At 47.6% G+C, this 22886-nt stretch carries 23 protein-coding genes and 1 tRNA gene; 3 read left to right on the forward strand and 21 right to left on the reverse strand.

Features of this window, described 5'->3' with window-relative positions:
• Positions 1-19: 19 nt before the first annotated feature.
• The 5 genes from BM613_RS05045 to BM613_RS05065 are packed head-to-tail and all read right to left on the reverse strand — an operon-like array spanning position 20 to position 2766.
• Entirely contained in the window at positions 20-373 is a 354-nt protein-coding gene (locus BM613_RS05045) for a hypothetical protein (protein ID WP_109430080.1), read from the reverse strand.
• Complete coding sequence (locus BM613_RS05050; protein ID WP_181362899.1) at positions 370-1299, reverse strand: ArsA family ATPase; 930 nt, start codon at positions 1297-1299, stop codon at positions 370-372. The genes BM613_RS05045 and BM613_RS05050 overlap by 4 nt, the downstream gene beginning before the upstream one ends.
• Complete coding sequence (locus BM613_RS05055) at positions 1283-2158, reverse strand: ArsA family ATPase (RefSeq protein ID WP_219930637.1); 876 nt, start codon at positions 2156-2158, stop codon at positions 1283-1285. Before BM613_RS05055 ends, BM613_RS05050 begins: the two co-directional genes overlap by 17 nt.
• Positions 2155-2460 carry an arsenite efflux transporter metallochaperone ArsD gene (gene arsD / locus BM613_RS05060; RefSeq protein ID WP_109430083.1) on the reverse strand — a complete coding sequence of 102 codons (306 nt, stop codon included), beginning with the start codon at positions 2458-2460 and terminating at the stop codon, positions 2155-2157. The genes BM613_RS05055 and arsD overlap by 4 nt, the downstream gene beginning before the upstream one ends.
• 30 nt (positions 2461-2490) lie before the next feature.
• Positions 2491-2766 (reverse strand): carboxymuconolactone decarboxylase family protein, encoded by a 276-nt coding sequence (locus BM613_RS05065; protein ID WP_181362900.1) that lies wholly within the window; start codon positions 2764-2766, stop codon positions 2491-2493.
• A 790-nt stretch (positions 2767-3556) separates the two neighbouring features.
• On the opposite strand from BM613_RS05065, the gene BM613_RS05075 reads away from it, so the two are divergent.
• Both BM613_RS05075 and BM613_RS05080 read left to right on the forward strand, forming a co-directional pair.
• Complete coding sequence (locus BM613_RS05075) at positions 3557-3919, forward strand: carboxymuconolactone decarboxylase family protein (RefSeq protein WP_109430086.1); 363 nt, start codon at positions 3557-3559, stop codon at positions 3917-3919.
• A 39-nt stretch (positions 3920-3958) separates the two neighbouring features.
• Positions 3959-4705, forward strand: a complete 747-nt coding sequence (locus BM613_RS05080; protein ID WP_109430087.1) for a TSUP family transporter — start codon at positions 3959-3961, stop codon at positions 4703-4705.
• A 474-nt stretch (positions 4706-5179) separates the two neighbouring features.
• On the opposite strand, the gene BM613_RS05085 is transcribed toward BM613_RS05080, so the two are convergent.
• From BM613_RS05085 to BM613_RS05120, 9 genes are all read right to left on the reverse strand, one after another.
• Positions 5180-5629: a tyrosine-type recombinase/integrase gene (locus BM613_RS05085; RefSeq protein WP_342767155.1), complete on the reverse strand. Its 450-nt coding sequence runs from the start codon at positions 5627-5629 to the stop codon at positions 5180-5182.
• Between the two features lie 103 nt (positions 5630-5732).
• A tRNA-Leu gene (locus BM613_RS05090) sits at positions 5733-5817 on the reverse strand.
• Positions 5782-5907, reverse strand: coding sequence for a hypothetical protein (locus BM613_RS15650; RefSeq protein WP_281267822.1), 126 nt, complete (start codon positions 5905-5907; stop codon positions 5782-5784). Before BM613_RS15650 ends, BM613_RS05090 begins: the two co-directional genes overlap by 36 nt.
• A 66-nt stretch (positions 5908-5973) precedes the next feature.
• Complete coding sequence (locus BM613_RS05095) at positions 5974-6549, reverse strand: lytic transglycosylase domain-containing protein (protein WP_245926258.1); 576 nt, start codon at positions 6547-6549, stop codon at positions 5974-5976.
• Between the two features lie 52 nt (positions 6550-6601).
• Complete coding sequence (gene coaE, locus BM613_RS05100) at positions 6602-7267, reverse strand: dephospho-CoA kinase (RefSeq protein WP_181362901.1); 666 nt, start codon at positions 7265-7267, stop codon at positions 6602-6604.
• 51 nt (positions 7268-7318) lie between these two features.
• The gene (mutM, locus tag BM613_RS05105; RefSeq protein ID WP_109430090.1) at positions 7319-8176 is read right to left on the reverse strand and encodes a DNA-formamidopyrimidine glycosylase; all 858 of its coding nucleotides are present in this window, start codon (positions 8174-8176) and stop codon (positions 7319-7321) included.
• An 18-nt stretch (positions 8177-8194) separates the two neighbouring features.
• Positions 8195-10939, reverse strand: a complete 2745-nt coding sequence (polA, locus tag BM613_RS05110) for a DNA polymerase I (RefSeq protein ID WP_245926259.1) — start codon at positions 10937-10939, stop codon at positions 8195-8197.
• Positions 10940-11069: 130 nt separating this feature from the next.
• On the reverse strand, positions 11070-12422 hold the full coding sequence (locus BM613_RS05115; protein WP_281267823.1) for an aspartate aminotransferase family protein: 1353 nt from the start codon (positions 12420-12422) through the stop codon (positions 11070-11072).
• A 72-nt stretch (positions 12423-12494) separates the two neighbouring features.
• On the reverse strand, positions 12495-14123 hold the full coding sequence (locus BM613_RS05120) for a sodium:solute symporter family protein (RefSeq protein ID WP_109430092.1): 1629 nt from the start codon (positions 14121-14123) through the stop codon (positions 12495-12497).
• A gap of 119 nt (positions 14124-14242) precedes the next feature.
• Here BM613_RS05120 and BM613_RS05125 point away from each other — a divergent pair, with 119 nt between their 5' ends.
• Positions 14243-15172 carry a LysR family transcriptional regulator gene (locus BM613_RS05125; protein WP_181362902.1) on the forward strand — a complete coding sequence of 310 codons (930 nt, stop codon included), beginning with the start codon at positions 14243-14245 and terminating at the stop codon, positions 15170-15172.
• A 56-nt stretch (positions 15173-15228) separates the two neighbouring features.
• On the opposite strand, the gene icd is transcribed toward BM613_RS05125, so the two are convergent.
• The 7 genes from icd to accD all read right to left on the reverse strand — a co-directional run bounded on the left by icd (position 15229) and on the right by accD (position 22877).
• Positions 15229-16524 (reverse strand): NADP-dependent isocitrate dehydrogenase, encoded by a 1296-nt coding sequence (icd, locus tag BM613_RS05130; RefSeq protein ID WP_425450686.1) that lies wholly within the window; start codon positions 16522-16524, stop codon positions 15229-15231.
• Positions 16525-16652: 128 nt separating this feature from the next.
• Positions 16653-17555: a DMT family transporter gene (locus tag BM613_RS05135; RefSeq protein WP_109430094.1), complete on the reverse strand. Its 903-nt coding sequence runs from the start codon at positions 17553-17555 to the stop codon at positions 16653-16655.
• 22 nt (positions 17556-17577) lie between these two features.
• Complete coding sequence (locus BM613_RS05140) at positions 17578-17991, reverse strand: acyl-CoA thioesterase (RefSeq protein ID WP_109430095.1); 414 nt, start codon at positions 17989-17991, stop codon at positions 17578-17580.
• Positions 17992-18065: 74 nt separating this feature from the next.
• On the reverse strand, positions 18066-19817 hold the full coding sequence (gene pyk / locus BM613_RS05145) for a pyruvate kinase (protein ID WP_109430096.1): 1752 nt from the start codon (positions 19815-19817) through the stop codon (positions 18066-18068).
• Positions 19818-19843: 26 nt separating this feature from the next.
• The gene (gene pfkA / locus BM613_RS05150) at positions 19844-20839 is read right to left on the reverse strand and encodes a 6-phosphofructokinase (protein WP_109430186.1); all 996 of its coding nucleotides are present in this window, start codon (positions 20837-20839) and stop codon (positions 19844-19846) included.
• Between the two features lie 159 nt (positions 20840-20998).
• On the reverse strand, positions 20999-22018 hold the full coding sequence (locus BM613_RS05155) for an acetyl-CoA carboxylase carboxyltransferase subunit alpha (protein WP_109430097.1): 1020 nt from the start codon (positions 22016-22018) through the stop codon (positions 20999-21001).
• A complete protein-coding gene (gene accD / locus BM613_RS05160) occupies positions 22008-22877 on the reverse strand; it encodes an acetyl-CoA carboxylase, carboxyltransferase subunit beta (protein WP_109430098.1) in 870 nt (289 codons plus the stop codon). The genes BM613_RS05155 and accD overlap by 11 nt, the downstream gene beginning before the upstream one ends.
• Positions 22878-22886: the final 9 nt, after the last annotated feature.

Here is a 22886-nt window from a genome sequence, read left to right on the forward strand (position 1 = left end):
CAGTCGGGCCTTATTCGCCTTAGAACGTTAAGACGGTATATCCTTCCCGAGCGTAACGGGAGAAGGCATCACGAGCAAATTCCAGGTTAATGCTGTACTTGGTGGCGGGATCCGTCAGTTTCCAGTTGTTCACTTGATTCGAGCAAGCGCCAACCATAAGACCCGCTTCCCTTAGTTCGGTCAAAGTCTTGTCTACTTCTGGTGGAACGGATTCGAGTAACTTTACGGCCCCCGTAAACAAGAAGACCTCCACGGCATCAATCTGATTTTCTTCCCTCGCGTCAAAAATCCGTTTGGCTACATGCATTCCGGACGTTACCTTATCCTTTTGGTCCCATCCAGAGTTAATCACAATCGCAATTTTCCCACTCATCGTATCGTCTCCTTCGATGTTACAATCATTTCATTCGCGAATCGTTTCAACAGATCGGCTCCGATGATTTCATCGTCTTGCAAGGTCGCAACAGCAATGGTTCGGTTCGTGTTGCGTTCTGTCAGTCGGTTAATATGTCCCATTTGTAATTCCAGACGCTTACCAAATAGTCGACTCGTTGCAGCTTCTTGCGGAAGCACCTGATTCACTACAATGCCTTGCGTATAAATGTGAGTTCGTTCCAAGTCCGCAATCGCACGCTCCATTTCCGCAATGGGTGTCGATTCCGGCAACGTAACGAACAACATCGCCGTTTCTTCTTTATCCTGTAACGTACGGATTGCTGCATTCATCCGAGCCAATTGCGCATCGTTCAGGGCTGCGGTTTCCGCCGTAAAGGCATCCTTATGCTCTAGCTCTTCTTCGTAATCCCAAGACAACTGCAAAAGGCGGACGGTGTGGCCCGTCGGGGCGGTATCAAACACGGTCACATCAAACTCGTTGGAGAGTACGTAGTCAAGGAACTCCTGAAAAACGGCCACTTCTTCCGTGCACGGGGAGTTCAATTCTTCACTGACACGTTCAACGGTCTCAGTGTCTTGAAACTGATCTTCCAGAGAGCCCAATACTTGATTCCGATAGGCATCAAACGCCACCTTTGGGTCAATTCGCACCAGCCATAGATTCGAGCCGGAAATTTGACGTGGGACTGAGGTAACCGTTTCACCGAATACATTCCCAATATGAGCTGCTGGATCTGTGGTAACAAGTAGTGTCTTGAACCCTTGTTCCGCTGCAAACAACGCAGTTGTAGACGCAAGCGTCGTTTTACCGACGCCCCCTTTTCCCGCCAGGAAAATTCTCCGGCGCTTACCGCCCCGAGGAAGCAGTAGGTCGGCAGGCAGCTTATCATAGTTGAATGGCATTTTGTAAATCCCTCCCGACTTGCTCCAGCATCGCAATCCCTTTGACCTCATCTGCATACAGAGGCATGTACCCAATTGGGCCCTCAAAGCGAGATTTCAGGTCTTGAATATACGGCTTTTGCTTCTGCCACCTGCGACTAGAATAGGGATGAGTGCGCTCGTCTTCCGGAATGACCCCGTTCACAATCGCGACTTGATTTGAAATCTCCAGTTTCTGTAGTTCATTCGCTGAGCGCAGCATCTCATCCATTGGCAGTCGTGCGGGTTGTGTGACAAACACAAACGTGGTTCTTTGCGGATCTTGCAGCGCCCGCACCGCATTATCATATTGTTCTTTAGAAGCAGCAAGTGCATCCACACTGCCGATGCAGGTTTGGCCGCTTCCTTGTGCACTTTCTTCGATGTGCAAACTCCAACTGCTCGGCAATTCCAGTAATCGTAACGTGTGGCCCGTCGGTGCTGTATCGAACACCACCCATTCATAATCAGGCTGATGCATACACGCGATGAACTGATCAAAGGTTGCGATTTCCTCAGTGCAAGGCCCATTCATCTTTTCTTCTGCGGCCTCTACGAATTCTTCTGGGAACAATTCCCGCAGCGGAGCCAATGCCCGGTCTTTGTAGGATTGCAGGGCTTGGTCTGGGTTTATCTCCTGAATGAACAGATTAGCAACACCTTGGACGGCTCGTGCGTCCAGTCCGACTTCTTGCCCAAACACGTCTCCTAAGTTCGAAGCCGGATCCGTGGTGACCAGCAAGGTTCTCGCACCACGTTTAGCTAACATGACGGCTGCTGCCGAAGAGAGGGAAGTCTTGCCAACTCCTCCTTTCCCAGAAAAGAAAAGATACTTAGTCATGATTCGGACTCCTTTGCTGCAAACAATTCGTCCATCTGCGGATAACGACCCTTAGTTCGAATCTCCCCATCCACGGTTACAATCGGCAATACTTTCATGCCTTGCTTCAACATGATTTCATATACGTGCTTGTTCGAAGTGAACGCCGTCGAATCCCGGCTCAGCATGTGACGGGCCACGGTATGTCCTTCTGTCTTAAGCTTCTCTACCATTTCCCCTACACGAATCAATTCCGGGTCTGGAGAGGTCCCGCACACACCCGTCGAGCAGCACATTTCCGGATCAAAAAAGTCGATTTTCATCCCCAATTCCTCCTCTTTCAAACATCCTTATTAGGAGCAACAGCTTCCCGAGCCACATCCGCAAGACGAGCCTTCCGAAACCACGTTCAATTCCGTTTCCCGAGAACGAAACATGTCCTCCGCAAATTCGTCCACCTTCATGGTCGCGATGAGTTTGACCGGGCGAACCAGAGCAAGGACCTCTTGCAAATCTGCGTCACTCGCTCCAAGCTCCCTCGCTTTGGGTACGTGATACTCCATACAGGAAGTACATCCCACAGCCACCGCTGCCGCCACCTGAATCAGTTCCTTTGTAAGTTCATTCACTCCGAACGCCATCCTTTAAACGTAATATAAAAATATACTTATATACTATGCGACTCGAATTTGGTTTGCAAGACCCTTCGGAAAAAAATTTCTTTCTTGTCGGGACTATTTCTGAAATCGTCCGAGGTACACATTGAGCAAGAGTTTTGCGAATTATGAGGGCATCTTCCATTTGAACTTCTCCATGTATGGATCGAACAACGACTTCATAAGGATGAGGGACCTCTTTATCTTTGACACGTGTCCCGGAGGGGATTGGTCCAGATCCAATCAAAATGTTCGCTTGCTCGAATTTCTCTATGGCCTTGAACAGACGCAGGGCGAGAATATCCGTACAAACAGGAATAGCCGTATTCTATGAAACCCGGTACCGACTCAAAATCCTTCTTTCCACCCAATGCAATCACGAGAAAATCATACGGCACACTTATTTCATCGTCTAAATACACCAGATATCATTTTTTATGTATTTAAATGGGTTTTTATAGAAAAAATCAAATGTATATGCTGATCGTCAATAGTCCAAACGTACTATCGAGAAAATGGTTCATTTTATGACTATAAAACTAGAAATATAGTTGTATAATGGACCACGAAAGGAGGAGACACGTATCCCAAATGATCGATTCCAACCAAGACGATCAATCACCACTTGAGGATCCTAGAGCGAGGAAGTTGATAAAAGGACTGCGGGAAGAGAAATATATAGTCTATTCCCTTGACGAAACCAAATTGGATCGGATTCCATTAGTTCACTATGAGGACAACGAATTTTTAGGAGGAAATGAAAATGAAGATTGAAGAATTGCTTTCCGCGATGGAAAAAGAGGGCGGATCACGCCCAGTGACGATGGAACTGCTTAGTCAGTTGGACGAGAGTGCCGTGTTTGAGCATGCCAGTAATAAGCAGTGGTTATTTAGCAAGACAGCGGTTCCAAATAAATACAAGCTCTTGATGAGCATCACGGCAGCGGCAGCAGTCGGACAAGAGAACTGTATTAAAACCTATGTGAAGAGTGCTTTACGACAAGGGATACAGAAAGATGAAATCATGGAAGCCTTACTTGTAGCACGATTTGTGAACGCAACAACCGTAATTTCCGCTTCCGTAGACGCCATGAAACTTCTCGTCGAAGACGGTCAAACGAGTTAGTAAAAATAAAAAATAGCAGTCTTCTGGGGGTTCAGCATTATGACACATGGGTTATTAGTCATCTTAATCTCCTTAATCGTGGGATTGGTAACGACCTACCTTAAAATTACCATCGATCGTATTTTCTTGGTATTGCTGTTGGTGCTTTGGATGGGATTCGGCATTCAACAAGCTGTCGTGATCAACGCACTCGTCATGCTCTTGGCCTCGTTACTGTTCTTTCGCGGAGCGAGAGCACAGCTATCCAAGTTACCTGGCGCAGTGAGATGGAGCGTTGTGATTCTCTCCTTCGTCGGTGGGATCGTTGGACGATGGCTCGGATTGCATACGTCCAGTCGCGGCTTACTCCTCATTCTCGGCATCTATGCCGTTTTCGTTGGGCTGCGTCTCTTGATGATCAAACCTAAGATGGTCCCGGATGGAAAGATACATGCAGGAGTCAGCATCGTTACATTCATATTTAGTATCCTCACAGGGCTGATTAGTGCCGGTGGGAAACCGTTGCAAATTCCTATTTTTGTTAAATGGTTTAAGTTGTCGATGCCCCAAGCCTATTTAGTGGCATCACTGGGTAATATTTTTTCGACCGTTGGTTTTCTCGTCGGAGAACTCTGGTTTGCTAAAGCAATCCCACTATCGAATCTTGCCTGGTCCTGGATATATTTCGTGGGAATAAGCTTGGTCATGTTCATCTTTGAACCAATGTGGAGTCAGAAAATCCAGAAGTGGGTGACTTTGCTCGTAGGCATTTTGTTAACTGCAGTGGGCATTAAACTCATGATATGATTGTCAACTACTACAACTGGAGCATAATATCACAACGCTATTGGAATTTAGGCCCAACCCCGCCTCCTAACGAAAATGGATCGGGGTTGGACCTTAGTTTCAACGCAGAGGTACCTGGACCAAGGATTTCGGAGCACGATAGTTAGAGCAATACGCACCTCCAGTTATCCCCATATATTCTCTGGTTAACCTCAGTTAACTTAATAATAGTAATTAAATATAATTTTTTAATATATAATAATATGAATAACCCGTTGCCAACTCTATTGATAGGAAATTGCAACTCCAGAATAAAGCCCATATCTGTACCAGTGTCCTTGGTTAGCTTGTGGGTTGGGTTGTGTTAACGACTGGGAATCTTTGAACATCCTACAGCATTAGCATTTTGGACATTATGAGGTACTAAATCGTCCAGATACTCGAATCAGAGAACACAGAGGATCGGAAACATTTTGCCGACCATCTGTTCATGAGTCAACTCAGCCGATGCTCCACGAAGCTAAACTTGCTGTGTTGCAAGTTCACATCGTGCGAGAACATCTCTACATATATGCGAACCGTCTCCATACTGCTATGACCAAGAATCCGCTGAAGTGAAAAGATGTCTCCACCCGCCAAGATGTAATATTTATCCATCGTATGTCTGAAAGTATGAGGTGACACGCGAACATTTACAATCCGCGCTTGTTCCCCATATTGCTTGATGAGCTTTTGAATCGTGCCAATGGCAATGGGCTCGTTGTCGATGGTCACGAACAAGGCATCTGCCAACGAAATGATCCGCTCTTCCGGTACAGCCACCTCTTCCACAAAATCAACCGTATTTTTTCTCCGTTTCGCCATTACCCACACGTCTCCTTTTCCGAGACGTGTGGGGGACTCCGGCCCATTTGCCCGCACTGTTGCGGACGTGTGTGCCCACACGCTCCTGCAAAATCCTGACCAAAATATCCCCCCAAAATGGAAACAGGGTTCTTGAGCTCAAAGGCTCAAAAACCCTGCGACACTGCCGAATATTAGACTCTTCTGGTGTCGAGAGCGGGACTTGAACCCGCACGGGTTACCCCACACGCCCCTCAAACGTGCGCGTCTGCCAATTCCGCCATCCCGACATGCTGGTTTACATCGACTTTCATAATATATCCGATTTTAACCGCTAAGTCAAGCATCGTGTTCGGTTTATCCACGACATCTGTACTCAAAAACGACGGCTTTTGACTTCATGAAAAAATCTAAAAGTAATCCCTATCTGTTTGATTGCATTGCATTTACTTGCGATAAAAACGACTAAACGTTTCATATGTGTAGAGTACACGCGCAACAAAATGTCTGGTTTCGCGAACGGGTATGTCGTTAATCGTCATTTCTTCTCCCGACCAAACACCTTTGCGCAACCAGCGACGAACCCGATTGGGGCCTGCATTATAGGCGGCAAGCGCCTCCGGTAAGTTCCCGTGAAACATGCGCAGCAAGTAAGCCATATACCACGATCCCAGACGAATATTGATGGATGGAAGCGCTAAATCTGCACGAGTATATTTCTTCATGCCTATTTTTTGTGCTGCCCATGAAGCTGTATCTGGCATCAATTGCATCAGTCCAATCGCACCCGCGTGAGAGATATCATCTTCTCGAAAATGACTCTCTACGCGAACGAGCGCTGCAATAAGGAAAGGGTCAACTTGTGCAACCTGCGCCTCTCGTTGAATGACCGGATAATAATAGATGGGATAAACAAGGTTCCAGAAGGAGGGGATAAAAGTGATACTCACGACGCCTACGAGTAGAGCTGCCGCCACAAGCGTTCGCATGCGAATCGCTAGAATTAAATTGCGCCCTATCACGAGTTCGTCGTCTCCTTTCCACAGTACATCACATGCTTCTAGTTCAACTCATTCATTGTATAACAAATGGCTGAACAACGCTGCGGTCAAATTTCCCATCTACTTGCGCACCTTTTTTTGCTAAATATTTTAAATGTTGATAGAGCGTGTGGGCGAGTCTCGGCACCTCCCGCTCTTCTCCTTGATTGTTCACTAGGATATCGGCGTACGCACGCTTTTCTTCTATCGAAATTTGTGCTGCAATGCGGCGGCTCGCATTTACCTCATCTAACCCATTGCGTTTCATCAACCTTTTCAACTGCTCTACTGCCGATGCATAGACAAGTACGGTCACATCGACTTGCCGATGTGTTCCCCCTTCGATTAACAAGGGTACGTCAAGAATCGCGATTCGAGATGCATCTTTTCCTACATAATCGCGCGCGCGTCGCCACATCTCCGCGCGCACCAAAGGATGAACAATCTCATTTAATTTGTTACGAGCTTCCTCATCTTGAAAGACCAATTGACCAAGTCGATCTCGATGTAAGCTTCCGTCACGCTGTACATACATAGCTCCAAAAGTGTTCACAATTTGCCGTAACCCCTCTGTTCCCGGTGCCACGACTTCGCGCGCGATGACATCCGCGTCAATGAGGTACGCCCCTAGCTCTACAAGTGCAGCAGAGATTGAACTTTTTCCTGTGGCAATTCCACCTGTAAGACCTACAATCACCACAATGTCCCCCCTTCCATTCTTGCAGACCCCCTCCAATCAATTGTAGGGCCTCTACAATCGCATTTTACTCTTTGTACAACTGTATGGGGGGCGCTGACACTTCGTACACACATGTGTCCCTCTTCCAGCCACACGCAACTTTACAATCGGTGCTCCACAGACTGTACATGGTTGTGCAGTCCGACCATATACATGAAGGGCAAGCTGATACTGTCCCTCTTCTCCAAAGCCGTTCACATAGGATCGCACCGAACTCCCACCATGCGCAATCGCTTGCCTCAAAATCTCGCGCATCGCCACGACAATCCGTCTAGCTGCATGAAGAGAAAGATCTTGTGCATACTCCGCAGGGTGAATGCGCGCGCGAAAGAGAATCTCATCGACATAAATATTCCCAAGACCTGCAATGACGCGCTGATCTAGTAATACCGCTTTGACAGAAGTTTTACGATGTTGAAAGATCGCCTGTAGATATTTCGCTGTCAATCGTTTGTCAAACGGCTCAGGACCTAACTGCAAAAGCGGAGAAAATTTCTCCAATGCAAAAGACGGAATCAAATCCATCGTTCCAAATTGACGTACGTCCTGGTAACGCAGTTCTTGCCCTTGATCCAGATGGAAAATGACATGCGTATGAGGAAGCTGCGCTTCCTCTGCTCTATAGAGACCGTAGCGCCCTTCCATGCGCAGATGAGTGATCAACGTCTGCGCGCCCAAATCGAACAAGAGATACTTCCCACGCCGCCGCACCTCATGGATCGTCACTCCCAAAAGCTCCTGTGTAAACTCATCAACACTTGGCGTTCGCACAATGCGGGGCAAACGCACTTCTGCTCGCATAATCTTTCGTCCCGCAACTAAGCTTTGCAATCCCCGCCGCACAGTCTCCACTTCGGGTAATTCCGGCATATAAACGTTCACCTTCAATTATTTTGCATCATACCATGTTGATCCATAATGAACATCTACCTTCAGCGGGACAGACATTACAACGGCATGTTCCATCTGTTCTCGCACAAGTTCAGAGAGCAAAGTGAGTTCTTCCATAGGACATTCCAAAATCAACTCATCATGTACCTGCAGCAGCATCTTTCCTTGAAACCCTCTCACTTTTAGCTCCTGGGCCAACTTAACCATCGCAAGTTTGATCACATCCGCCGCTGTTCCTTGAATCGGCGTATTCATTGCTGTACGCTCCGCAAAACTGCGCTCATTGAAATTCCGACTGTGAATCTGCGGCAAATAACGTCTTCTCCCAAGCAATGTCTCCGTGTAGCCAAGTTCACGTGCCTTTTGTATCGATTCTTCCATATAACGCTTTACCCCTGGGAACTTTGCAAAGTATTGCGCAATAAACTCCCCAGCCTGTGCGCGTGAGATGTTCAGATTTTGCGACAACCCATAATCGCTGATTCCGTAGACGATGCCAAAGTTCACGGCTTTTGCCTGCCTGCGCATAAGAGAAGTCACCTGATCTAACGGCACTTCAAATACATCGCTCGCGGTGCGCGTATGAATATCCATATCTGCTAAGAACGCATCAATCAAGGCTTGATCTTGCGACAAATGTGCGAGAATGCGCAACTCTACTTGCGAATAATCCGCTGAGACGATCACCCACTCACGATAAGTAGGTACAAACGCGAGTCGTAGTTTTCTGCCCTCTTCCATGCGAATTGGGATGTTTTGCAGATTGGGATCTGCGCTTGATAGTCTTCCCGTCGCGGTCATCGCTTGGTGAAATGAAGTGTGAACACGCGATTGCGGCTGCCGCACGACACGCAAGAGCCCTTCGACATAAGTCGATTGCAGCTTTGTCAACTGCCGATACTGTAGAATGTGTGTCACAATCTCACTGTGTGGCGCCAATTTTTCTAACACGTCGGCGCTGGTAGAGTACCCTGTTTTTGTCTTTTTCACAGGTGGCAAGCCCATTTTATCGAATAGAATTTCACCTAATTGTTTAGGTGAATTTATATTAAATTCGGTCCCCGCAAGCAAATAGATTTGTTTTGTCAATTGATCGATTCCCTCAGCTAATTCCTTGCCGATCTGACGCAATCGCTCCGTGTCCACCTTCACTCCGTATAACTCAAGTTCCGCCAAGACAGCTGCGAGCGGCAATTCTAGATCTTCATACAGTGACTGCAGTTGATACTGCACAAGATCCGCTTGTAAGGCAGAAAAGCGATTGAACAGCTGAGCGGCACAGTAAATAAGCGCACGCGATCGATTTTCCCCACCTTTTTCAATCGCTTGACGAACCCACGAAGGAACCAAACGATCAGCATCTGCCGCCGAACTCTCAGTCGCTTTTTCGATCACATCAAGTAAACTTGGCTCTCCCTCTGATGTATGAATCAAATAGGTCGCTAAAAGTGTGTCAAACAAAGGGCCAACCACATTCGTCACATCACTTGCAAGCCCTAAAGAGACACCGTGCACCATGATCGCTTTCGCATCGTACACAATTTTTGTCACCCGTTCATGCCTTAAAAATGTCATCAATTGTGCGCGAATCTGCTCGTTCTGCAAATTCTGTTCAGACAGCGGTACATAAAATGCGGCATGCGCACCCGCAACGGCCATACCTCTCCATTCACCCGTCTGATAATCTCCTTGTAAATCAAATAACAATGCACAACGCTCCCCAAGCTGTGGCAGAAGATCTTGTAGATGGGAGAGTTCCACGATCTGCTCCTTCTCTATTTGTGCAAAAACGGTAGGGGAGGATGTATTTTGTGCTTCCTGCACCATTTGCTGTTCATTCGCAGCCCCTTGATCCACACCCTCTACTCGACTGAGCAGAGAGCGAAATTCGTACATACGAAATGCTTCTCGCACGCTTGCCACATCATATCCCTCATACAACAGCTCATCGAGCGTCACATCAAGAGGCACCGCGCGATCAATCGTCGCGAGTCGTTTCGACAATAGTGCTAACTCACGGTGTTCCCGTAAGCGCTCTTGCAGTTTTGCGCCAGTTACATCGCCAATATGCTCAAATACTTCTTCTAACGTACCAAATTGCGCAAGCAATTTAATCGCCGTCTTTTCCCCCACTCCAGGAACTCCTGGGATGTTGTCTGAGGAATCGCCCATAAGTCCTTTTAGATCGATCATTTGCTGCGGCGATAAATGGTAACGATCTCGCACCGCAGCAGGATCATACCTCACGATGTCCGTCGTGCCTTTACGCGTCATGCCAGCAGTAACTTGTTCGGAGACGAGTTGAAATAAATCTTTATCCCCTGAGACAGCAAATACTTCAAAACCTGCCATGCTTGCCTTTGTCGCTAGTGTTCCAATAATATCATCCGCTTCATATTGTTCCTTTTCGAGAGTTACAATTCCAAAAGAGCGCAGCAGTTCGCGCGCCATCGGAAATTGCCCAATTAATTCAGGAGGCGTACTCTGACGCTTCCCTTTATACTCTTCAAAGAAAGCGTGACGAAAAGTCTCTTTTCCCTTGTCAAACGCAACAGCAACATGACTGGGTTGTTCATCTTGGAGCAATTTTAATAACATCATTGAAAACCCATAAATCGCATTTGTATATTGACCAGATGAGGTCGATAAGAGCGGAACCCCATAAAATGCACGATACAAAACACTATTTCCATCAATTAGTAAAAGCTTGTGTTTGGGCGCCTGTTCGTCCAGTACAGCCAAAATTCCCCACTCCATTTCGACTCATCGAATCCCGTTCGACATTTCTTACGCCATTTTAGCACATTGCGTTTCCCGAAAAAAAAGAAGCCGCAAACGGCCCCTTCTCTTTCTCTCACACCTTCTTAAAATCTCAGGAACCCACTTCCGTCAACGCTTGCACCACGGCATCGACGATAAGATGTAATTCTTCTTCCTGAATCACAAACGGCGGGCACAACATCACTACATTGTTATAACCTGCCACCGTATCCCCATTTTTCCCAACCAGTACACCTTGTCGTTTACAGGCCGCTACAACTTTGCTCACAAACTCTGAAGAGGCTGGCGCTTTTGTCTTTTTGTCTTCCACCAGCTCAATTCCAGCTAAAAAGCCAAAAAAGCGCAAATCTCCGACATTCGGATGCTCCCGTAAGGCAGCTATCAGTTTTTCTTGTAACTTCTCACCAAGTTGTGCAGAGCGAACAATCAGGTCACGCTCCTCCATCAACTCGAGTGTCCTTACAGCTACGGCGCAAGCTGCCGGATTCCCGCCAAATGTATTGACGTGACGAAAGTGCACATATTCACGATCATCTCGAAAGACTTCAAATAAGTCTGCACGCACTGCCGTGGCAGAAAGCGGTAAATATCCGCTCGTTATCCCTTTAGCCATCGTAACGATGTCTGGTTGCACCCCGAATTTCTGATAGCCAAACGGTTGCCCAGATCTGCCAAACCCGCAGATTACCTCGTCCATAATCAGCAGCACACCATACCGATCGCAAATCTCGCGTACCTGTTGTACATATTCTAACGGGGGTACAATCATCCCTCCGCCCGTAATGACCGGCTCCATGATCACAGCCGCCACTGTCTCAGGTGTTTCCCAGTTGATCACCTGCTCATACATCGCCGCACACTCAAGATGACAAGATGCACGCTCCTGCCCAAAGGGGCAGCGATAGCAATCTGGCGGTGGCACGTGTAAAAATCCTGGCGCGAGTGGTTCGTACTTATATTTACGCTGGAATTGCCCTGTCGCAGCCAAAGCGCCCATTGAGTTCCCGTGGTATGCGCGATAGCGGGAGATGACTTTCCAGCGCATCGGTTCACCATTTTGCGCATGGTATTGCCGAGCGATCTTAAACGCAGTTTCATTGGCTTCTGATCCGCTATTGGAATAAAAAATGCGATAATTCCCATGAAGCCATTGATTTAACTTTTCCCCTAGTGCAATTGCTGGTTTATGCGCATGGCTCAGTGGATAATACGGCATCTGCCGCAATTGCGAAGCTGCGGCATCCGCCAATTCAGATTCTGAATATCCAAGATTTACACACCACAACCCAGACATCGCATCGAGATAGCGATTCCCCTCTTCATCGATGATCCAAGCTCCTTCGCCCCCGCTGACTAACATCGGGTTTTGACTTGGCGTATAGGGCATCATATGATGCCACATATATTCCCTATCTTTTTGCAGCCACTCTTCGCGCGTCGACACCCTACCGCCTCCATGACACTTGTTTCATGAAAGCAATTCTACACTCGTTTTTTCGGCTTTGCTACGGTTTTTTCATAGAATTCCTACATTCTCGACGATTCTTTGTTCGGAGTGTGATTGCGAAGTACGCGTGTCAATAAGTGCAATTGCTGCAAAGAATTCGATGAAAACCGCGGTGAAAAGTAAAACACCCAAAAGCGAATGCCCCCCGTGCTCATTGAGCCACAGTGCCATTCCGAATAGCAACGCACCAAGTACGGCCATCTGAATGCCTCTTTGACGTTTACGCGGTGCCTGTGTGAGGATAAGTAGTGCACGGTTCTCAATCAGTGTGCCTGCGACAATCACGAGCAATGAGCACCCTGTCCCAACCCACATCGGGTTAATTCCAAAAGGAAAGCGACTAGCCGAAAATGCTGTCAACGCATTCCACAAAAAACCGCTAAGAACACCGACGCCCATCGAAACATAGATCGTACGCTCTTTCACCAAAGGCCACAGCAAAAAAGTCAAAGTAGGGCCAACAATTGCCGCGTTGCGCAGTGTCAAGCCAAAAACTGCCCACCATGCCAAATGATCAGGGCGCAATAAAGCGTAAAGCACAATCATGGCCCCTTGGATACACATCGAGAAGCGTGTAAAACGGCGAATCGCATGTGCGCCCCGCGCCTGATCTGGCTTGCAAAAGAGATCCAACCCAAAACTAGCAGCGCCAGAAAACATCAGGGGTGCACACCAAATCAACGCGGCTGACCAAAACCCGAGTCCGACTAGCAAGACGGCAGCAGGGGGTGCGACCATTTCTAAATAGCGCGGAAAAGCGACGAGTCCAGTCCATGTACCCACCATATGTTCTCGAGCTGCCATTCCAAGTAATGTAGGCACCACTGCGAAAGCGACAAGCACCACAGCAGAAAGATACACACCCCACTTGCCGGCACGATCGGTTTTCGCTGCGGCAATCGTCTGAAATTCCGCCTGCGCACTCACAGAATTTAAAAGACTCATGCCAAACCACACGAGAATTGTTGAAATCCCTACTCCTGACAAACTATAAAATCCTGTTGCAGTAGGAACTGGCGATGTCACTGGCACAGGGAAAACAGGGGATTTCCGCAACACATAATATGCTGCTACGGCCAACCCGAGCGTAAAAACGCCTAGATTCAAAAGCTGTACGTAAGCAAGTGACCATAATCCTCCAAGAGACACATACAAAATCACGATCAGCGTCGTCACGATTAGCAAAACAGGCAGACTCCAGCCCAAAACCACATGCAAATAAGCAGCAGCAGCTAACACATTTTTCATTGCAAAGATGGGAAACGTCAACCCGATCACAAGCGCTGAAAAATTTCGAGCTTTTGCCCCATAGCGACGCCCAATGAGATTAGAATTCGTAAGATAACCGATCTTGCGAAACGGACTAAGCAAAAACATCGCAATAAACACCGTGGATACGACAGTGGAAATGCCAAACCACACTGCAGAGACACCGCTTGTATAGGCCGTATCAATTTCTACAGAAAACATCGAGGCTCCCCACATCGCTGTCATTAGATAAAAAACCGTCCATAGACTAAACTGACGTCCCCCGTCCAAAAATTGACCCGCCTCATTCGAACGGCGACGTGATCGGTGACTCAATAGCAACAACAAGATCGTATACCCACCAAGCAATCCAGCAAAGAGAACTTGCATTTCCCGACCCCTTTCTTATTTGATACAGTTGCATCGTGCCATAATTCACATCTATAATTCCAATATCAATTTTTATATGTATGCATAACATTTTTGTTATCAGTGGAGGGTCGGTCCGCATGAATACTAGACACCTGGCACTCTTTCGCGAGGTTGCATTGACCGGGAATTTGACGCAGGTGGCACAGCGGCTACACATCAGTCAACCTGCTGTTTCTATGCAGCTCCATCGACTAGAAGAAGAAGTTGGTGTCCCATTATTTGCATTACTTGGGCGACAAATGACGCTCACAGATGCTGGACGAGCTTTTTTAGAATATACAGAAGAAATCTTATCGCTTGAGGAACAATTGACGCGGGTCATGGATGAATTTAATGAAGGGCGCAGAGGACGCGTGGTCGTTGGGACATCTCTTGGAGTTGGGACTTATCTGCTTCCACAGGTTATCCAGGAGTTTGCCCAATCTTATCCAAAAATCGTGATTGACCTGCAAGTTTGTGCAGAAGAGGAAATTGAGAAATTTGTGCGAAATGGCCATTTTGATCTTGGATTTACGATGCGGATGCCAATGGAACATTTCTCCTTACGGGTTACAAAATTTACAACAGACCAGTTCATTGGAATCCGATCTCCTGCAATCACCCCACAAACGAAGCTCTGGATTCCAAAAGATATCGCAGGATTATGTCCAGCCTTTCACGAGATGCGAAAAACTGCGGATGAACTCCCTAACAAATTCGCTGCAACCACAAATCGCCATACTTCTCCTCTATCCACTGGGCTCATCGAACGTCATATAGAGATCGGCTGTTTAGAGTCCATGGAACTTGTAAAACGCTATGTGGCAGCAGGTCTTGGTTATGGCCTAGTCCTACGATCAGCCGCGGCAAAAGATTTGGAACAAGGCCAACTGAGCCTGTGGACAGGATATGTTGAGCAGGCAATTACAATCAATATGGTCACGCGCCCTGCCGAGCATCTTGCGCGCAGTACATGGATTTTTCTCCACCATGTCCGGACACGATCTACCCATAAAGAAAAAGCATGAGCACTCAGCGCTAGACTCACGCAAGAGATCTCATGCTTTTTCAAATAATTTAACCTCTAGAGGTTTTTAATGACAGCGTCTGCAAATTGCGAAGTTTTCACTTCTGTCGCACCTTCCATTAAGCGCGCAAAATCATAAGTGACGATCTTTTGTTCAATCGTTTTTTGCAGTGCATTGACGATCGCGTCTGCTGCCTCTTGCCAACCAAGATGTTCTAACATCATGACCCCAGACAGAATTACAGAACCTGGATTCACTTTGTCGAGATTTGCATACTTAGGTGCCGTTCCGTGAGTCGCTTCAAATACCGCATGTCCCGTCACATAGTTAATATTTGCCCCAGGAGCAATGCCAATCCCACCCACTTGTGCCGCCAACGCATCTGAGAAGTAGTCGCCGTTTAGATTCATTGTCGCAACCACATCAAATTCTGCAGGTCGTGTCAACACTTGTTGTAAGAAAATATCTGCGATCGTATCTTTTACAATAATCTTGCCAGCCTCTTCTGCCGCTTTTTGCGCTTTATCTGCCTCAGCTGCCCCAGATTGCTCTTTGATCCGATCGTACTCTGCCCAAGTAAATGTCTGCTCTGGAAATTCTCTCTCTGCCAGCGCATAGCCCCAATTTTTAAAGGCTCCTTCTGTAAATTTCATAATATTTCCTTTGTGGACCAAGGTAACACTCTTGCGCTTATGTGAAATCGCATATTGAATTGCCGCACGCACAAGCCGTTCGGTACCTTCCTTGGAAACAGGTTTGATGCCTATTCCTGATGTTTCTGGAAAACGGATCTTCTTCACGCCCATCTCATTTTGCAAGAAGTCAATGACTTTCTTGACTTCTGGTGTGCCTTCAGCCCACTCAATTCCCGCATAAATGTCTTCCGCATTCTCACGGAAAATCACCATATCGACCAGTTCGGGATGCTTCACCGGAGACGGAACTCCATGAAAGTAACGAACGGGTCGCAGACAGACATAAAGATCTAGCTCTTGGCGCAACGCCACATTTAAACTGCGAATCCCTCCACCAATGGGTGTAGTTAAGGGTCCCTTGATGCTCACGAGATATTCACGCAATGCGACAAGCGTATCATCAGGCAACCATTCACCAAATTTGTGAAACGCTTTTTCCCCCGCATACACTTCAAACCACTCTAGTTTTCGTTTCCCACCATATAACTTTTCTACCGCCGCATCAAATACGCGAACAGAGGCGCGCCAAATATCCGGACCTGTTCCATCACCTTCGATAAATGGGATAATTGGGTGATCAGGGACATGCAATCCCGTATCTTGCATTTCAATTTTCTCACCGCGAGTTGGCATATCCAGTTTTTTAAACAAGGACATCCCGAACAACCCCTTTCTATGTAAAAGATATAAGCACGTTGCAGCTATACCGTTGTTCCTCGACAAATCCAGTGATCATCATACCACACTGACTACTGCCAGGCAACGATTTTTCCCGTACTACGAACCTATGTTTCACTTGGTGGTACATTCGTAGAGTGCATAGATCGTAAAAAGAGTACCACGCCCCCCACAACAAAAACAGCGCCGACATACCACAGCAATGGAATCGACGCGTGCAAAAGAAAATAGGATAGTACCGTAGCACCAATTGGCTCCCCTACAATCCCCATCGCAATCGTGGAGGCGGGAAGATATTTTAGGAGTGTATTAAACAACGTATGTCCAAAAACTGTAGGAATAAGCGTCAACAATACAAATACTTCCCAATCCGCACGAGAATAATCCACAAAAGAATAGCCTTTCCACACACTGTATCCGGCTAATAACACACCAGAGACCAGATAAACGAGAAAACTGTAGTGTACAGAAGACACTTTACGTCGCAAACTTTGCCCAGCAATGAAGTAGATCGAAACAGCCACCGTGCCAAAAACCGCGAGCAAATCGCCTAAAAGTGCAGTTTTTCCCCCATAGAGATCATGCCACCCAATCACCGCGGTGCCAAAAATCGCAATCCACGCATACAGCCATGTTCGAACCTTTACACGCACGCCAAAAAAAATGCGATCGAGGAGAAGAACAAAAATTGGCTGCAGCGCTAACACAAGCGTTGAACTAGCAACTGATGTATAAAAGAGTGACTGGATCCAAAAAATAAAATGGATGGTTAATGCCACACCACTCAAAACAAAAAGCCATCTTTCACGGTACGTTAAACGCATAACCGCGTCACGTAACCCCCTAAAAGCAAAAGGACTGAGCAGTACGGCGGTCATAACCATCCGATAAAACGCCGTGATCGCTGCCGGCGCGGTCGTCATCTTAATGAAAATCGCAGCAAATGAAATGGCGACAATTCCAATACAGAGCCATATGTACGCAACAATCGGCCGCGCCGAGGAAGACATATGCCCCCTCCTCCCAAGCGCTTTATCCCAACAACAACCGATGAAGATACGGTGCAGATCGAGCTAAACGAATCGGTTTTAAATTGCGATCTGTAAAGACGTGCTCCGTCTCTCCCTTTGCTAATAGCTTCCCTTCTCCAGACAACCAAACCGTATAGCGAAATGTTAAGCGCAGCCCATTATATTCTTTGAGCGCTGCATCCACATACAAAAGCTCATCATAATGGGCGGACTGAACATATTCGCATCCCACACGCAGCACAGGCAACATGATTCCCTGCTCTTCCAGTTCACGATAGGATAAATCCGCTGTGCGTAACCAATCTGTACGCGCCACTTCAAACCACTCGATATAATTCCCATGCCAAGCGACGCGCATTTGATCAGTCTCTTGATAGCGCACGCGGATCTCTGAGCGAGAAGTCATCTGATTCATGAGTTCGTCCCCCCAAGACCAATTGTATCATGCGCTACAGTCTAATGAGCAGAATCTCTTGAGAAAACATAAAGTTATAAAACCTGTGTCTTCCCGCGATAGATAAACCCACGCGCCGTATCCACAGTGATAATTTCCCCGTCTGACACCACTTGTGTGACACCAGCAGCTCCAACAATAACGGGTATACCAAGGGATAAACCGACAACTGCTGCGTGGGAAGTCAGTCCCCCTTCCTCTGTAATGACTGCTGAAGCCCGTTCAAACGCAGGCATCATATCGCGATCTGTCATCACAGTGACCAAAACATCCCCTTCTTTGACTCGCTGCAAAATCTCCTCCGCCTTTTTGGCAACCACTGCGCGGCCTACGACACTCTTCGTACCTACACCAACTCCGCGCGCCAAAACATCACCAATCGTATGAATCTTCAACAGATTCGTTGTCCCCGCTTCTCCAACTGGAACGCCAGCCGTGATTACGATAAGATCACCACTGCTCACAATTCCGCTAGCTAATGCCCCGTCCACGGCAACTGCGAGCATTTCATCTGTCGAGCGCGTTGGCTTGACTAAAACTGGGTATACACCCCAACACAAAGTGAGTCGCCTTGCGACAGCCGCGTGCGGCGTTACCGCGATAATTGCGCTTTGCGGCCGATGTTTTGAAACCATCCGCGCTGTAAAGCCGCTCTCTGTCGAAGTGACAACGGCGCGCGCTTCTAGTTCTTCTGCAATACTGCGCACAGCATTGCTAATCGCATCCGTTTGTGTGCGTTCCACCGCATCACGATGGCGCCCCATGACTTCTCTTGTTTTGATCGCCTGTTCAGCACGCACGGCAATTTGCGCCATCGTCGTAACCGCTTCAACTGGATATTTGCCTGCGGCAGTTTCGCCACTAAGCATAATTGCATCCGTACCGTCAAAAATGGCATTCGCTACATCCGTTGCCTCGGCACGTGTTGGTCGAGGATTGCGTTGCATCGAATCCAACATTTGCGTCGCTGTAATCACGACTTTCCCCGCTTTATTGCAGCGCTCAATCAACAACTTTTGTACAATCGGAACCTCTTCTGTTGGTATCTCTACCCCAAGATCACCGCGAGCAACCATCAGCCCATCAGACACCGCAATGATTTCATCGATCAAATCTAATCCTTCTTGTGCTTCGATTTTTGAGATAATATCACACTTTGCTTGATGATCCTCGAGCAACTTGCGAATTTCAAGCACATCAGCGGCTTTTCGAACGAAAGAAGCTGCAATAATATCCACACCCTGTTCAATGCCAAAGAGGATGTCTTCCATATCCTTTTCTGTCACGCCAGGCAAGCGCAACCGCACACCTGGGGCATTGATTCCCTTGCGATTTTTTAACACCCCACCATTTGTTACCACACAATGAATTTCCCGATTTTCTATCTTTACGACGCGCAATCCGATTAATCCATCATCAATACGAATCACAGACCCCACACTCACATCTTCTGGGAGTCCCTCATAGCTAATCGAAATCCGTTCCTTCGTCCCTACTATGTTTTCTGTTGTCAAGATAAGTGAATCGCCATCATGAAGTTCCACTGCATCATTCTCAATTAAGCCAGTACGAATTTTGGGTCCTTTAATGTCGAGCATAATTCCAACAATTTTATGTTCTAGACGAGCGGCCTCGCGAATCGTTTCAATCATCTTCCGATGATCCTCATGCGTCCCATGTGAAAAATTAAGTCTTGCCACGTCCATGCCCGCACGCACAATCTGCCGCATGACCGACAAGTCACTCGTTGCAGGACCCATTGTACAAACAATTTTCGTTTTCCTCATATACCCATTCCCCCAAATACAAAAAATTATATGGATAGTACACCCGCCAATTCATAAATTGAAAGATCAATCTCGTGCGCCGTATCGAGCGCCTCGTCGATATCGGTCGCAATCAATTTCGTCCCTCTAATTCCAACCATCTTGCTGGTTTCGCCACGAATTAATAAATCCACAGCCATTGCTCCCATTCGGGAAGCCAAGGCACGATCAAATGCAGTCGGCGATCCTCCGCGTTGTAAGTGGCCAAGTACAATTACACGAACTTCCCACCCAGTACGCTGAGCGATCTGTTCGCCAATCTTCATCCCCTTACCTACACCCTCTGCGACAAGAATAATGCTATGACGCTTTCCACGCTCCATCCCGCGTTCCAGTTTTTCTAAAACTTGCTCCATGTTAAAGGGAGCTTCAGGAATCAAGATCGATTCGGCCCCTCCGGCAAGCCCAGCAATCATCGCAATATCTCCCGCATTTCGCCCCATCACTTCGATGACAAATGTACGCTCGTGGGAAGTCGCTGTATCGCGGATCTTGTCAATCGCATCAATCGCCGTGTTGATCGCAGTATCAAATCCAATTGTATAATCGGTGCATGGCAAATCATTATCAATGGTTCCAGGCACCCCAATTGTGCGCACTCCGCGATGAGAAAGCGCTCGGGCCCCGCGAAATGAACCGTCTCCACCGATCACGACTAGTCCATCAATGTGGTGCTGGCGCAACATCTCAACCGCTTTTTCCTGTCCTTCAGAAGTTTGAAACTCGGGACAGCGAGCCGTATACAACTTGGTCCCGCCACGTTGAATGATATCAGCAACAGAACCTACATCTAATTCTTCAATTTCTCCTGCAATCAATCCTGCATATCCGTGTCGAATCCCGGAAACTTTAAGTCCATGATAAACGCTTTTTCGCACGACTGCGCGTATAGCCGCATTCATACCAGGAGCGTCCCCACCACTTGTCAACACCGCAATATGTCTAACTGCACCCCTTGCAACTTCATTTTCCGCTGTCGTCATCTCTTTTTTCATCGATTAACCCTCCATTCCATGACAAGCATTGCATATTAGTGACCCTTATGGACATTTTATGTCCCGCCGCATGTATAGGACTGCTATATCCTTATATAGCGGGCATCCTATCGTTAAATTGCAAAGAAAACACAAGACTCCTCTGCATTAACGCGTCACGATGTTTGAACTTGCATTCGCACGCTCTTGTCCTTCAGCCAAGAGTGGAGCTTCACTCTCTGTAAAAACGCCTATCTTGCGATATTTTTCATACCTTAGAGCTGGTAATTCATATCGAGAAACTGCCTTAAGTTCAATCAAGGCGCGCAAAACAGCCTCTTTCACTGTGACGATCATCTGAGCAGGATCGCGTTGCGCACCGCCAAACGGCTCTTCGAGTATCTCGTCAACAATCCCAAAGCGATACAGGTCCTGAGCCGTGATACTCATCGCATCCGCCGCACGCTGTCCTTGTGAAGCATCTTTCCACAGCAACGCCGCCGCCGATTCGGGAGCGATCACAGAATAGTAAGCGTGTTCGAGCATCAACAAACGGTCACCCACACCGAGCCCGAGTGCCCCACCGCTGCCACCCTCTCCTGTCACAACACACACAATAGGGACCGTCAACGCCGCCATTTCAATTAAGTTGCGCGCTATCGCTTCGCCTTGCCCGCGTTCTTCCGCCGCTGCTCCCGGATATGCACCCGCTGTATCAATAAACGTAACAATCGGACGCCCAAACTTTTCAGCCTGCTTCATCAGACGCAAGGCCTTACGGTAGCCCTCTGGATGAGCCATGCCAAAATTGCGAAAAATATTCTCCTTGGTGTCTCGCCCTTTTTGCGTACCGATCAAAGTGAGCGGGATTCCCTCCATGCGGCCGATCCCACCCACGATTGCAGCATCATCGCGAAAAGAGCGATCCCCATGCAGCTCGATAAAATCGTCACATAGGCCACGAATGTAATCAAGCGTTGTGGGGCGTTCTGGATGCCTTGCAATTTGCACCTTTTGCCAGGGAGTCAAATCGCGATAAATCGCCTCAGCAAGCGCTTTTACCTTTGCTTCTAGCGTTGCTACCTCTTCACTCATATCAATTCCCTTTTCTTCTGTAAAGCGCTTTAACTCTTCTATTTTCAGTCGCAATTCGACAAGCGGCTTCTCAAAAGGCAATTCAACGGCCACTCCATTCTCCTCCTTTCGCGTGCAGTGAGAGAAGCGTCGCGAGCAATGCTCGCAAGTCTTTACGATGAACCACTTGGTCGATCATCCCATGCTCAAGCACAAATTCAGCAGTCTGAAATTCATCCGGTAATTTCTGCCGTATTGTTTGCTCAATAATCCGACGCCCTGCAAAGCCAATTGTCGCACCAGGTTCAGAGATATTCACGTCTCCTTGCATCGCAAAACTCGCAGTCACTCCCCCTGTCGTCGGATGCGTGAGCACTGAGATATAAAGCAACCGCGACTGTGCCAAGCGCGCTAACGCAGTAGAGATCTTCGCCATCTGCATAAGGGAAAAGATGCCTTCTTGCATGCGCGCTCCACCAGAAACTGAAAAAATAATGACTGGAACAGAGCGTTCAATTGCTTGTTCGATTGCGCGCGTAAGCTTTTCACCCACTACGGACCCCATACTTCCCATAATAAAACGCGAATCCATCACGCCCACAACGACAGGAAATCCGCCAATTGTACCTGCCCCCGTAACAACAGCATCCGCCAAACCTGTAGCCTGACGACTGCGTTCCACGCGCGCTGAGTAGTCTGGAAAGTGGAGTGGATCACCCGATACAAGATTTGCATCAAATTCCTCAAATGACCCTTCATCTAGAGTGACCTGGATGCGCTCTTGTGCGGTTAACGTAAAATGATAACCACAATGCGGGCAAGTCTTCACTTGCTTATCTAGTTCTTTTGCAAATAAAATTTGCCCACACTGCTTACACTTCTCCATTAAACCTTCCGGAACCTTGTCCCGCGCGCTTGGATTCGGCGCAACTGTTGCGTACCGCTTTTTCTTTGGAAATAAGTCCTTTAACACTCCGTCACC

This window comes from Sulfoacidibacillus thermotolerans (genome assembly GCF_003144315.1).
Taxonomy (GTDB): Bacteria; Bacillota; Bacilli; order Alicyclobacillales; family SLC66; genus Sulfoacidibacillus; species Sulfoacidibacillus thermotolerans.